14 protein-coding genes and 1 other RNA gene are annotated in these 11,762 nt (G+C 44.2%); 1 reads left to right on the top strand and 14 read right to left on the bottom strand.

What is annotated here, in order from left to right:
• Positions 1-364: 364 nt before the first annotated feature.
• From QUA90_RS29060 to QUA90_RS29000, 13 genes are all read right to left on the bottom strand, one after another.
• A complete protein-coding gene (locus tag QUA90_RS29060; protein ID WP_333448640.1) occupies positions 365-1,786 on the bottom strand; it encodes a methyl-accepting chemotaxis protein in 1,422 nt (473 codons plus the stop codon).
• 349 nt (positions 1,787-2,135) lie between these two features.
• The gene (locus tag QUA90_RS29055; protein ID WP_333448639.1) at positions 2,136-3,182 is read right to left on the bottom strand and encodes an endonuclease/exonuclease/phosphatase family protein; all 1,047 of its coding nucleotides are present in this window, start codon (positions 3,180-3,182) and stop codon (positions 2,136-2,138) included.
• A gap of 10 nt (positions 3,183-3,192) precedes the next feature.
• Positions 3,193-3,663, bottom strand: coding sequence for a DNA phosphorothioation-associated protein 4 (locus QUA90_RS29050; RefSeq protein ID WP_333082402.1), 471 nt, complete (start codon positions 3,661-3,663; stop codon positions 3,193-3,195).
• Positions 3,664-3,751: 88 nt separating this feature from the next.
• Complete coding sequence (locus QUA90_RS29045; RefSeq protein WP_333328326.1) at positions 3,752-4,072, bottom strand: nucleoside triphosphate pyrophosphohydrolase; 321 nt, start codon at positions 4,070-4,072, stop codon at positions 3,752-3,754.
• Positions 4,073-4,179: 107 nt separating this feature from the next.
• The gene (locus QUA90_RS29040; RefSeq protein WP_333448638.1) at positions 4,180-4,737 is read right to left on the bottom strand and encodes a Uma2 family endonuclease; all 558 of its coding nucleotides are present in this window, start codon (positions 4,735-4,737) and stop codon (positions 4,180-4,182) included.
• Positions 4,727-6,790, bottom strand: a complete 2,064-nt coding sequence (locus tag QUA90_RS29035) for an AAA family ATPase (RefSeq protein WP_333448637.1) — start codon at positions 6,788-6,790, stop codon at positions 4,727-4,729. The genes QUA90_RS29040 and QUA90_RS29035 overlap by 11 nt, the downstream gene beginning before the upstream one ends.
• Positions 6,787-7,062 carry a hypothetical protein gene (locus QUA90_RS29030; RefSeq protein ID WP_333328317.1) on the bottom strand — a complete coding sequence of 92 codons (276 nt, stop codon included), beginning with the start codon at positions 7,060-7,062 and terminating at the stop codon, positions 6,787-6,789. Before QUA90_RS29030 ends, QUA90_RS29035 begins: the two co-directional genes overlap by 4 nt.
• Before the next feature lie 85 nt (positions 7,063-7,147).
• Positions 7,148-8,515 (bottom strand): DNA phosphorothioation system restriction enzyme, encoded by a 1,368-nt coding sequence (locus QUA90_RS29025; RefSeq protein WP_333385411.1) that lies wholly within the window; start codon positions 8,513-8,515, stop codon positions 7,148-7,150.
• A gap of 96 nt (positions 8,516-8,611) precedes the next feature.
• Complete coding sequence (locus QUA90_RS29020; RefSeq protein WP_333328314.1) at positions 8,612-9,181, bottom strand: Uma2 family endonuclease; 570 nt, start codon at positions 9,179-9,181, stop codon at positions 8,612-8,614.
• Between the two features lie 34 nt (positions 9,182-9,215).
• Positions 9,216-9,659, bottom strand: a complete 444-nt coding sequence (locus tag QUA90_RS29015; RefSeq protein ID WP_333082395.1) for a hypothetical protein — start codon at positions 9,657-9,659, stop codon at positions 9,216-9,218.
• A 198-nt stretch (positions 9,660-9,857) separates the two neighbouring features.
• Positions 9,858-10,238, bottom strand: coding sequence for a phasin-related domain-containing protein (locus tag QUA90_RS29010; RefSeq protein ID WP_333056143.1), 381 nt, complete (start codon positions 10,236-10,238; stop codon positions 9,858-9,860).
• A 23-nt stretch (positions 10,239-10,261) separates the two neighbouring features.
• Positions 10,262-10,358: signal recognition particle sRNA small type (gene ffs / locus QUA90_RS29005), an RNA gene on the bottom strand.
• Positions 10,359-10,381: 23 nt separating this feature from the next.
• Positions 10,382-10,648, bottom strand: coding sequence for a YciI family protein (locus QUA90_RS29000; protein ID WP_333328310.1), 267 nt, complete (start codon positions 10,646-10,648; stop codon positions 10,382-10,384).
• Between the two features lie 120 nt (positions 10,649-10,768).
• Here QUA90_RS29000 and QUA90_RS28995 point away from each other — a divergent pair, with 120 nt between their 5' ends.
• Entirely contained in the window at positions 10,769-11,323 is a 555-nt protein-coding gene (locus QUA90_RS28995) for a 2'-5' RNA ligase family protein (protein ID WP_333448636.1), read from the top strand.
• 135 nt (positions 11,324-11,458) lie between these two features.
• Here the strand turns inward: QUA90_RS28995 and QUA90_RS28990 are convergent, their stop codons facing one another.
• Positions 11,459-11,644 carry a phosphoribosyltransferase family protein gene (locus QUA90_RS28990; RefSeq protein ID WP_333448635.1) on the bottom strand — a complete coding sequence of 62 codons (186 nt, stop codon included), beginning with the start codon at positions 11,642-11,644 and terminating at the stop codon, positions 11,459-11,461.
• Positions 11,645-11,762: the final 118 nt, after the last annotated feature.

Raw genomic sequence — 11,762 nt, 5'->3', positions numbered from 1 at the left:
GGGCACATCTTTAGATCAACTCATCTGTGCCTACTGCGCTCAATAGTGTCTCTTTTTTATTTGAAATGACTATATATTCCGGCATTGCTATTATTTTTGGCAATCCAAAACAACACCGGGGCCTCGCGTTTGGTGAGTCTTAGGAATTCCCAAGCAGCAATAGAGAAGGATTGCGGTTGTTGTTCTTCCCGTAGCAAGAAATATTGCTTCCCGATTTGATCGGGAATGAGACGGATGATCAGTCGTCTGAGTAATTTTAGGAATATTTAGCTAAGTTTTTGCGAACAGTCGCTACCAGCCATGAAAAAGGGGGATTGAATTCGTTAAGTCCCCCTTGAGAACGGAGATGCTGAAGGGTGGAGGATCAAACAACTGCTTGCAGCTTTTGAGCAGCAGAATTGAGTTGGTGCGTGCTGACTTTGATTTGCGATACACCCGAAGCCGTCTCCCGCGCACCGTGATTAATCGCATTCATCGCTTCGACCACTTGATTAATCGCAACTGCTTGTTGTTTGGCATTCAGCGAAATCTGTTGACTGCTGATGAAAACTTTGTTGATTGAGTTAGACACACCTGTGAATGCCTCTGCCATGCTATGGGCAAGGGACAAGCCTTCATTCACTGTCTTGTTGCCTTCATCGGTAACTATCACGGTGGAGTCGATCGCCGTTTGGATTTCCGATACCAGCCTGTTGATCTTGACCGCAGACTTCTTACTTTCGTCAGCAAGTTTGCGAATTTCTCGAGCAACTACCGCAAAGCCTTTGCCATGATCGCCAGCACGGGCGGCTTCTACGGCGGCGCTCACAGCCAGCATATTGGTTTGATTAGCTAAGTCACCCACCAAGCCCGAAATATTGCCAATCTGGTTGGTTTGTTCGCTCAGGCGCAAAATTTGTTGGGCGATCGCCCCCACTTTGTCCTTAAGGGTAGTCATCTCATCAAGAGTTTGGCGCACCGCTTCTGTACCGCCTTCAGTCAGCGAGAGGGCGTGACGTGCCCCTGAAGCAGAGACTTCAGCCTGTTCCGCCGATTGGCGCGAAGATGCGCCGAGTTCGTCCATCGTGGTCGAGGTTTCATTCACTGAGCTAGCTTGTTGCGAGACGGTGCGTTCTTGCTCTTCGACCGCACTGACGATTTGTGCCGAGGAGCTAGCAATTTCGCCGGCAGTTTGGTTGAGGGTGTTGGCGATCGCCGTGGATATCAAGTATGCCACCACCAACGCAATAACTAAAGAAGCAACAGCACCCAATACCGACATCATGACCAACACACCGAGCGCATTTTTGGTGTTAGTTTCCGACTGCTTGACTAGCTTAGCTTGCTGAGTGTCAAACTCCGTCATAACAGCCTCGAAAGCCTTGAGATTTTCTGCACCCTGCTCTGCTGTGTCCATTACCAATTTACGGTTACCAGCTTTGGCCGCTTCAATCAGATTGCGGGCGCTCTTGTCATACTGGGTGGAAAATTCAATCATCTTGGTCATCCGTTCTTTTTGTTCATTGCTGAGGTTGTGAGTCAGATCTGAGGCTTGATCTTCAGTTTCCTTCAGCTTCTTGACACCCGCTTCGTAGCGATCGAGCGCTTCTTTGTCAAGGGTCAGAGCATAACCCCTTGACTGTCGGGCAATTTCTGACACTCTCAATTCAATGTAGTCTGACATCCTAGCAGCTTGTACTGCTTGCAATGCTTCCTCAAAGTTTTTACTAACTGTTTGCGATGTACTATAGACACCGATCGCTAGTCCTGCGATTAATCCTACTGGCACTGAGTAGCCAAGTAGCATTTTTCCTCTGAGTTTAAAGCTGTTCAACATAGATTTGATCCAAAATTTGACTTCAATCAATAGCTACACTTCGGTAGGAAATGATCGATGGCGGGTGGCGCCATTAATCGCCACCTACTCAACTTCTTCATCTCAACATCCCAGGAGACCCGCACTCCCTTTCACTGCGTAAGGGGTCTTCTGCGAGTAGGGGTCTATAATACTGGATACCAAATTTTGCACGGGTAGATGTAAATTATACCATTATGTACTGTGGTATTACCTTGAGTAGTTAGTGGAGTTTTCCCAGGAGTTTTCCGAGAGCAGGCGATCGATCTTAAGTTTGGTTGATGCTGTGGCTTACACCGCTTCATTTTAACAAAATAAGTTCAGCTCCTACAGGCAAATGATCGGACTCGGTTGCCTCCAAAACCGAACTAGATTTAGCACCCCAATGATTTGAATACCAAATATAATCAATCCGGCAAACGGGATAATTTAATCTCCAATTCGACCTTTTTACCAATAACTTAAGTTCCCAACCGTTAGGCCAGGTAAAACCAAACCCCAGTCCAGATTTTCGGAAGGAATCTTGCATGACTTTCTGCACCCTGTCATAGTCTTGAGTTTCGTCTGTCATATTAAAATCGCCCGCGACAATTACTGGCAGATTTTCTCGTTCAACTCGCTCCACTAAGTCTTGAATTTCAGGCGCTCGTTTGCCATATTTGTAAACTGGAATTTTGATAAAACGCCCGATTCTCGATTTCTTAAACCACGGCCCGGTAGCTTGCATATTGTAAATCACTACTTCTTGTTCGTTAAATTTAATAATTGCCCGTTGCTGCGTTTCTCGATGGCCGGCTAAGTGCAGTATTTCGCTGGATACAATCGGATATTTACTGAGAATTCCTACAGGGGGAGTGCCAATTTGATAGGGGTAGTCTGCTTTTAACCAGGTGAAAGCTCTTTCGGTATGTTTCCTAACGATTTCTTGTAAAAATATAATATCTGGTTTTTGCTGGTGAATCAGTTTAAATAAAGTAGGTGACTGAGTTGCATACCAACCGACGTTATGGGATAAAATTTTGAGACTGGGCTGCGAATTTGTAAGATTTATGGGTGCGGGAGAAAAGTATTTAATGTGCATCCAACTTATTAGGAAAATGCAGGCAATCGCAGAAATAATAGTGAACCATCTTTTTTTGATAATTAACAATCCGATGATGGCAATCAGGAAAGTGGGGAAGAAAATTAAGGGAATAAAAGTGCTAATTAAGCCAACAATCCACAGTCTATCCCAAAAAAATAGTTTGAGAATGAAATAGCAGATAATGAATCCTGAGTAGCTGTAAGCGAAAATTTTGGCAGATTCTTTAAGCCCTTTGTTTATTAAATCCGCTACTACATATTTCATTGGGAACCTATTAAAATAAAAACTTGCTTAAATCGAATTCTTCATTTGACCGATGTTGGTTGTCTCTTTCAGAAATCAACACCAACAAAAGGCGATCGGTATAATCCGCCGCACCCCGCAACTCTTCGCGCAAAATCTCCAGTCCGCCATTAGCATATTCTTCAAAAATTTGCAAGCGTTCTGCTTCCAATTTTTCGTCGAGATGGGAGAGAATTTGAGGATTTTTGGTTTCGGCGATCGCAATTAATTTAATCGCCATATCGTAGCCCCTCGATACAAAAATATCAACATCTATCGCCCCCGGTTCTCGTTTAGAAATTTCCCCTAAAGGCGATCGTTTTTTCCGCTGCTTTCCCAATGATGCAGCGAAGGCGATGACATCAGCGTAAGTCTGAAATGGCGCGGAGTTGTTATCCGATAAAGTTAATGATTTGACTAACTCCGCTTTATCTTTAGCAATTCTAATTTTGTTAGCAGCCATTGGGATTAATATGTAATTTTTAAGTGAGTAATTTGATAGAGTAACCGCAGATTTGAGGCAGATAAACACAGATTAACGCAGATAATTTTCAGAATGTCCGCAACAACATAATTTTTTGTGCAAAACCTCCTCTTGCTTCCCGCCGCTTCGTTTGTTCGTCCAAAAGTCGATCGCCCGAAATGCCAAAACTCGCCATCACCGCATCTATCACCTCATACAAATCCGCCAATTCCGCCACCAAATCTTCCTCGTGGGCCTCCGCCGCTTCCCCCGCTTCTTCAATCAATTTCTGCAGCAAAGCTTGACGGTATTCTGCCTCAGACAAAATTACAAACTCGCATTCATTCCCGCTTTGGCGAATAATGTCAGGAATGCGATCGCGCACCAACTTATGATACTCTTTTTTCACGTCAAACTCCTTTCAACCTTGACTAAAAGTTTGAATCAACCAGCGATTAATTTCCCCATCATCTTCTGTTTGACTCCGGTTCAAAGCTTCCTCTATTAACGCTATTTCTAAGCCAGGTAAAACCAGTGAATTTTAATTGTCCCACTCCCTCCAGCAGTAATAGCTAATGCAAATACTGCATTCGTATTTGCATTAGCTGCCCAATATTCTTGGACTTCAGAATGTTCGTAAATTAAACGCTTTACTCCCAAATCATCGGCACTAGAAGATGCTCCTATTTCCACTACTAAAGCTGGAGGTGCAAACACATTCAAATTAATTGGCGTATTCGTGCGAGGAGGCAATTCAAAATCTGCACCTATATAATAAGACAAATCAGGTTGAAATTCCCGAATACCTGTTTTGCGAAAACTGGCATTAATTAACTCCACTATTCGGATATTTCTAAAAGCAGTATAAAAATTGACAACTCTCGAAACTACTGAATTATGACGACTGTGCAATGGCCCTACTGGTGACATTTCTACCCTCATACGTTCTTGGTAGTAATAAAACTTGCCCTTTTCCCATGCTGAATCCTCAGCAAAATTCAGAAACTCTTCCCACGTCGCCTTCACCCAAATATCTGTTTCCAAAACCTGCGTAATTGCCGAATTAGAAGTCATAATCCACCTCTACAATTTCTGTATATTCAAATTCATTCGGACTGCGCCTAACTAAAGGATAGCGCGTCCCGCCCAGTTCGATCGCATCTTCTTCACAATCAGCTTTCGGAGAATTGTACACCAGGACGTATTCCCTGCCTGTGCAACTTTCCATCTCTTGAGCAACTTCTCCGCGCCACTGAGTTTTTGTCACCAAAACCACCAATTGATTCGCCAATTTCGGCAGCTTATTTGCAATTTGCTTGCGATAAATCTCGTCCAAACTACCAAAGGGAGAATCCATCACAATTGGAAAGGTACTGCTATCCGGGCCCATCAAAGTATTTTTTTGACTCCACTCCCGCACGCCCTCAATAATCCCGCCGATAAACGATAAACTGAGAATTTGATTTTCTCCTGTAGAAGCGGCAACCAAAGATTCTTTACCCGACGTATTTTCTACTAGCGTCAGTTCGTATTTATCGCTTAACTTGGGGATATAAGGAGTAAAAGAAATGTGACTGAAAATATCTTGCACCCGCTTTTCCAACTGAGAACAAAACTGTTTTTCTAAGCGCGATCGCACTTCAGTTAGGCGATCGATCGCATCTTGAGTCGCGGCAATCCGGCGCTGGGCCAATACTTGCCTTTGCTCATTCAGTTGCTGCTTATCGATTTGCTTGTCCAGATTCGCGATCGACGCATTCAAACTCTCAATCTGCTGCTGGTTAGAGCCTGTTTCCCGGTGCAAATCGCCAATTTTTGCCTCAATTTCATCCAAGCGCTTTTGCAAGCGGCTGACATCGCCTTCAGGAAAATTTCGCAGCTTGTTGTGAATATCGTCTAACTGATTTTCCACCCTAGAAAGTTCGGTTCTATCGCGGCTGATATTGCCTTGCTGTCTGTCAATTTCCTCCCAAAAATCAGCCACTTGCCTATCAATTTCATTTACCCGATCGCTAATCCGAATAGTTGTTTCTTCCACATCGCCAACACCCGCCTTATCCATCCAACCGCTAACCTGTTGGTGAGATTCAGAACCCTCCACTAATTCCGCACCGCAGATACACCGCTGCTGCGCTAATAACTCTTCCAAAAACGGCCGCTGAATCCCCGAAAGCAACGAGCCACATTCTCGTAAACTCCCGACAATAGCTTCAAATTCAACCGCCGCATCTGACAGAAATACCGCGTAACCGCGCATAGATATTGAGCGTTTTAGAGCATCTGTAGCTTCTGAAATTTGTTGCTTAAATAAATGGCGCTGCTTTTCCAATTCGTCTCGCAAATTTTGCAATTCGGCGGCACCGCCCAGTAGCAGCAAATCACCGTTAACTGCTTTTCTTAACTCGCCTTGATGAATCAATTCTTGCTCAATTTCTAATTTTCTTTGCAAAAATTCTTCTGCCTCTTTTTGAGATTTTTGCTTTTCTTTCAAAAGTTTCTTAATTTCGGAACTGCCAATCATTCTTAAATCTGTTTCTAGAGACTTTCTGGCATCTCCCAAATGTCTAATCGAGCGATTCAGCACCTCTACTCCCAGCAATTCCTTAGTAGCTTCAGCAATTTCTGCTTTCTTATCGTGGCGGACAATTTGCTCGATTCGCTCTCCGTCAAAAAAGAAATATTGATGCAAACTTTCCGGCAAAATTCGTCCGATAATATCATCAGGATGCTGGGGCGGTAGCATCCAGCGGCCGTCATCTTTTGCTACCTGCATAAACAATTCGCCTTTGCTGTGTTCGACACTATGTTGACTTTTGTAAGCATGACAACTGCGCCTTACTTGGTAGCGCTTGCTGTCGTGTTCAAACACGATTTCCACCCAACAAGGTACTCGTTTGCCCGGTTTGGCTTCCGCAATAGCGCGTTTATTTACTGATTGTTCTTCCGTAAAACCCGCGCTCAGATTTCCGTAAAGTCCCCAAGTAAAGGCATTCATCAAAGCTGTTTTTCCAGCACCGTTATTGCCGTGAATCACTGTAATATTTTGCGCGCCCCAGGCCAGCTTAATTTCGGGTGTTTGGCCGAAAAACTGCCGGAAATTGCACAGACTAATTGAAATCAGTTTCATACAATTGCTTCCTTAATAACTTTCAAAATGTCATCGCTAATATAGCGGGGAGCCCTCATGTACAGTTTATCTTTTTCAATTTCTAATACCCGTTCGATAATTTGTCGGACTTCGGGCGGCGCGCTAGTAATTGGTTCCTGTACGTCGCTCAATTCCTGATGAGTTTGATAAGAAGAACGATTTTCTGCTAAAATACTTTTTGGTACGGCTGCGATCGCACTATCTTCATATCTAAAAGCCATAATCAGATTTTCATGCAGATTTTCAGTCATTTTTTTTCAAATATTAAAAACTAGCAACTCAAACTGCGTTCGAATAATTCTCTATTCTCAAACATAAACCGAAGCTTAATAAATGTCAAATGTCTAATAGCCCGTAACGCCTCTGAATTTGCAGCAATTTCACTCTCGCTTCCCCAGCATTGTCGGCTAAATCCGCAAATTCCAAGAACCGCTTTAACTCTTTTCGCAGCAAATTGCGCTCGACTTCTAATGTTTCCCGACCTAAATCTGGAGGCAAAACTATCATGTCAAATAAAGTTGCCCTTTCCTTCCCCGGATGCGGCCGCAAAATCCGTCCCCGGCGCTGAATAAACTGGCGCGGATTGCTGCTGCTTGCTAAAATTACAGCATTGCGAATTGCTGGAATATCAACGCCTTCATCCAAACAGCGAATCGCGACTAAACCTTGCAATTCTCCACTCTCAAATTGTTGGCGCAATCGTTCTCTTTCTGCTAAAGGAGTTGCCGCAGTATAAGTGTTAACTCGGTAGCCTAATTCTGAACCCAATAACTTCGCGGTTTCTGTTAGTTGGCGGTTGTTATTTCGGCGGGCACCTCCTTCAATCGCACCATCGCCGCAGTAAAATAAAGTATGGGCTGTGTCGAGACGGTGAATCATTAATTCTCGCAAAGCTGTTAATTTATTAGCCGCTGCCCCAATTAACCGGGCTCGCTGCATTAATAAAGTCGTTAAAGCATCGTTTTCTTCTACTTTTTCATCGCCCCAAAGCGCCCAGCCAATTTTTTTAGTTAAGTAGGAATATTTGCGGGTTTCGGCTTCGGTCAATTCTACTAAAATTGGATAGTATAAATAATGTACTAATGCTTTTTGGCGGATAGCATCAGCCAGGGTGAGTTCAGGCTGCAAAACAGGGCCGAAATAATCTAAAATAGCTTCGGTTCCTTGTTCGTCGAAATGCCTTTCTGGAGTGGCGGAAAGGGCGAGTCGCAGTCCAATATTGCGCGGCAAACTTTCTCCTAAACGCGGCGCGCCTAAGTTGTGAACTTCGTCTCCAATAATCAGGGTTTTTTCTGGGAAATAGCGCAGTTGCGATCGCAAACTATCTCCCATTAAGGTAGCATTAGTAGTGATGATTGTGAGAAATGTTCGTTCGCCCGTTAGCGAAGCCCTCGAAGAGGATCGCACTTCATACAAACCCCCAGCCAGCTTATTCTGCCAACTGCGGGCGCTATCAAAAGCCAAAATAGGTTTTAAACCAAATTTCTCCGATTCCCGCGCCCACTGATTCACCAGGTGGCAGTAAGGGCAAATTACGAGCAGGACTTGCAGGTTAATTTTATTGTATAATTCAGTGGCGATCGCCAGTGCAGTAATCGTCTTGCCACTACCCGTCGCCATCTTCAGCGTACCGCGTCCCTGATTCGCAAACCAATTAGCAACCGCCACTCGCTGATACTGTCGCAATTGCAGCGATGGCGGCATCTTCGGAAACCCAAATTGCGAATTATCAGCCGTTGAGCGATTCACCTTTAAATGCCGTTAGATGCCAACTTACCCTGACTCAACTGTAACTCATTTCTAATTAAAACTTAACAGCTCAAACAAATTTGCCACCGAAAGTTGCAAATCCGACAGCACATCCAGTACAGGTAAAATATCTTCATTCTCTTTAATCTCAGGTTCCTGCTGCGGTTTAAAAACAATTACCAATTCTTCTTCCGGGTCAATCAGCCAACCTAATTTAGTATGATTCTTGAGGCAAAACAGAATCTTATTAATTACGCGAGTTGAACTTTGCTCCGGCGATAAAATCTCAATTGTCCAATCCGGCGCAATTTCAAACCTATTTTCAATCTTTCCCTGAGAATTCAGAGGAATGCGCGGCCACTCGAACACTGCTATGTCTGGAACAATAGAACGCCCCCCAAAAGTGCAGCGCAATTCTGGAAACGCATAAGCTAATTTCTGCGGCTTGCCAACTCGATTAATAACAGATGGAAACTCGAATTGTAACGTACTGTGTTTTCCTTGTGGCATAGCTTTTTGATAAATTTGACCATCAACATACTCGCTAGCCGGCTTAGTCTCTGGCAATAGCAGAAACTCTTCCAGAGAAATCTTTGACGGAGACTGAATTGACGTTACCATAAGCCATTAAACCCTCAACAACTCAACTGGGTCATTAAAAATCTGCATCGCCGTCTGTTTCCCAATCCGCACAACTCTCCGATTCCACACCAGTAGGGTGCATCGCACAAACCAACAAATTGCCACCGTAAACTTGACCGTGATAGTTGCGACAACCGCGACAAGCCGGCTGCTGCGTCGGCGAAGGGTCTACATAAGTAACCATCGACAAATCTATCTCATCAAACTCCGGGTCGAAGTCGCGGCAAATTTCAATTATCGGTTCGATAAATTCATTAAATAAACCGTCAAATTCATTGAAATAACCGTCTATGTCGTTAATCAGATTATTTTGTACTTGTTCTGTAAACTCTTCCGACATTTTTGCCAAAACGTCCAGCATTTCGACAAACTCTTCGCCCATTTCGGTGAAAAAATGCTCTACTTCAGAAACAGCATTTTCCATTACTCCAAAAAAATCTTTAGACCAATCTTCCATGAATTTGACAGCTTGCTATTACAAAATATTTTACAGACAAGTGCAGCCAGCCTCAAGTGAAGTGCTTGCACCTACTTTCAATTCTATTACCTATTGCCTGATATCCGTCCACCTCTGAGAGGGCAGATATTCAAAAAGGGAACTCAAGATTATTATCCTGAGTTCCCTTCATGCTTTGCTGAGCGAGCTTTTTCCTGCTTAATCCCGCTTCAGCCGCCGCAATTCCTCTTGTAAATTCTGCACCTGTTCGCGGAGCTTGTCTACGCCGCCTGTCTCTTTAGCATCTTTTGCCGAGACATCTTCTTCCTCAGAAACAATTTCAATCCGCCGAGGTTCAGCGGGTTTTTCGTTCCCAGCCGAGGCTACGGGGGGCTGCTGCTGAGCCTGTTGCACCATGTCATCAACAAAGCGGCGAGCTTCTTCCGTGGACATCTCGCCCCGCTTCACCAATTCGTCTGCCAGCTTTTGGGCTTCAGTGCGTAATTCAGTTAACTTGCTGCCAGCTTTTTCACCCGCATAGGAAGCGAGCCCGACACCAAGGTAAACTGCTTTTTGTAAAATATCTCCGAAACCAGGCATAGGAGCTACACCTCATAAAACTGGGTGAACCGGAGACCACGCCTATTACAAGCATCCCGTGTTGCTGCTACCTTCCGGTCCTGACAAGATTTGGGCGTTGGAATCGCGTGGGTCCAGTTCATAAATGAGTATAACACAGTTATTTATTCTTCAACCACACACCAGTGATAAATTTCATAAATAACGCAACCGTTCTTCACCAGCGGGTCTTCAGCGACGATCGCCTTCGCCTCATCCATCGAATCCGCCTCAAACATCAACATACCGCCGCCCCGCCGCGCCCAGTAGCCAGTTTTCGCTCGGTGTCCTTTAGAAATCAACTCTCGGACATAAGCTCTGTGAGCTGGCACGTATTGGTCAAAAACAGGCTTTTCGACAATTCCTTGCTCAATTTTGACAAACCAAGGCATTTTTATTTGGGATTTTAGATTTTATATTTTAGATTGGGAATGGGCGATCAGCAATGGGATCTAGGGCAAATGCTCTATATTCCATTTTGCACCATCCTTTCTCAACTGCGATGTTATCCTATGAACCAGTCAAAACAGCGATTTTTTATTGCCCTAGTGCCGCCTCCCGATATTGAACAGCAGATTACTGAGATTCAACTGTATTTTGTGGCCTCCTACAACAGCCGCGGTGCTTTGAATTCGCCGCCACACATCACGCTGCAACCTCCTTTTGAATGCTTAGCAGACGATGTTCCCAAATTAGAGGAAAGTTTGAAGGAGTTTTCGGCAAATCGGCTGTCAATTCCCGTTACTCTATCCGGTTTTGCTGCTTTCGCGCCCCGCGTCATTTACGCTGATGTTGTCAAATCACCCGAATTGCTGGAGATTCACAAAGATTTGATGAGTTATATGGAGGCAAATTTGGGAATAGTCGATCGAGTTTCTCAAAGTCGCCCATTTGTACCACACATGACAGTAGCCTTTCGCGATTTAACTAAAGAGAATTTTCAAACGGCTTGGTTGGAATTCTCCGGGCGATCGCTCCACTTTGAGTTTACCGCTTCGGCATTAACTTTACTACTTCACGACGGCAGCCGCTGGAACATCAGCAAACAGTTCCCGCTTTCGGCCTAAACTCTCTCTCTTCTTTCTCTTCCTTCGTGTCCTTAGCGTCTTCGCGGTTCGTTTTCCCCAAAAAATCTTGTTAGCAAATTCTGATTAATATCATGTCCTCACTACAAACATTTTTAAACTAAAAGACAAAATAGCCTATCGATCGCCCTTATTCGGAGTTGCAAGTGCCACAGTTCCATAAACCGAAATTCCCGACAGTTTCAATATTTGAATTGCCGACTTAACCGTAGTACCGCTAGTGTAAATATCATCAACTAACAGCACTCGATCGCGCGGGAGGCGACGACGAAAATCTTTCCCCAAACTTAAAGCATTTTTCATTTCCGCTTGCCGCTGCTGTGGCGTCAGAGCGAATAAAGCCTGAGCATTCGTAACAAGTTAGAAGGGAGTATATTTTGTCAATACCTCTTTGTATAGAAATCTAAGTGAATAATAATGA

This window comes from Microcoleus sp. D3_18_C4 (assembly GCF_036702355.1).
Taxonomy (GTDB): Bacteria; Cyanobacteriota; Cyanobacteriia; order Cyanobacteriales; family Microcoleaceae; genus Microcoleus.
This window is presented reverse-complemented; position numbering and strand designations above follow the sequence as displayed.

Bases quoted from the DNA above. Each gene is read 5' to 3' on its own strand.
- QUA90_RS29060 (WP_333448640.1), bottom strand. From the start codon at position 1,786: ATGCTACTTGGCTACTCAGTGCCAGTAGGATTAATCGCAGGACTAGCG.
- QUA90_RS29055 (WP_333448639.1), bottom strand. From the start codon at position 3,182: ATGAAATATGTAGTAGCGGATTTAATAAACAAAGGGCTTAAAGAATCT.
- QUA90_RS29050 (WP_333082402.1), bottom strand. From the start codon at position 3,663: ATGGCTGCTAACAAAATTAGAATTGCTAAAGATAAAGCGGAGTTAGTC.
- QUA90_RS29040 (WP_333448638.1), bottom strand. From the start codon at position 4,737: ATGACTTCTAATTCGGCAATTACGCAGGTTTTGGAAACAGATATTTGG.
- QUA90_RS29035 (WP_333448637.1), bottom strand. From the start codon at position 6,790: ATGAAACTGATTTCAATTAGTCTGTGCAATTTCCGGCAGTTTTTCGGC.
- QUA90_RS29030 (WP_333328317.1), bottom strand. From the start codon at position 7,062: ATGACTGAAAATCTGCATGAAAATCTGATTATGGCTTTTAGATATGAA.
- QUA90_RS29025 (WP_333385411.1), bottom strand. From the start codon at position 8,515: ATGCCGCCATCGCTGCAATTGCGACAGTATCAGCGAGTGGCGGTTGCT.
- QUA90_RS29020 (WP_333328314.1), bottom strand. From the start codon at position 9,181: ATGGTAACGTCAATTCAGTCTCCGTCAAAGATTTCTCTGGAAGAGTTT.
- QUA90_RS29015 (WP_333082395.1), bottom strand. From the start codon at position 9,659: ATGGAAGATTGGTCTAAAGATTTTTTTGGAGTAATGGAAAATGCTGTT.
- QUA90_RS29010 (WP_333056143.1), bottom strand. From the start codon at position 10,238: ATGCCTGGTTTCGGAGATATTTTACAAAAAGCAGTTTACCTTGGTGTC.
- QUA90_RS29000 (WP_333328310.1), bottom strand. From the start codon at position 10,648: ATGCCTTGGTTTGTCAAAATTGAGCAAGGAATTGTCGAAAAGCCTGTT.
- QUA90_RS28995 (WP_333448636.1), top strand. From the start codon at position 10,769: ATGAACCAGTCAAAACAGCGATTTTTTATTGCCCTAGTGCCGCCTCCC.
- QUA90_RS28990 (WP_333448635.1), bottom strand. From the start codon at position 11,644: ATGAAAAATGCTTTAAGTTTGGGGAAAGATTTTCGTCGTCGCCTCCCG.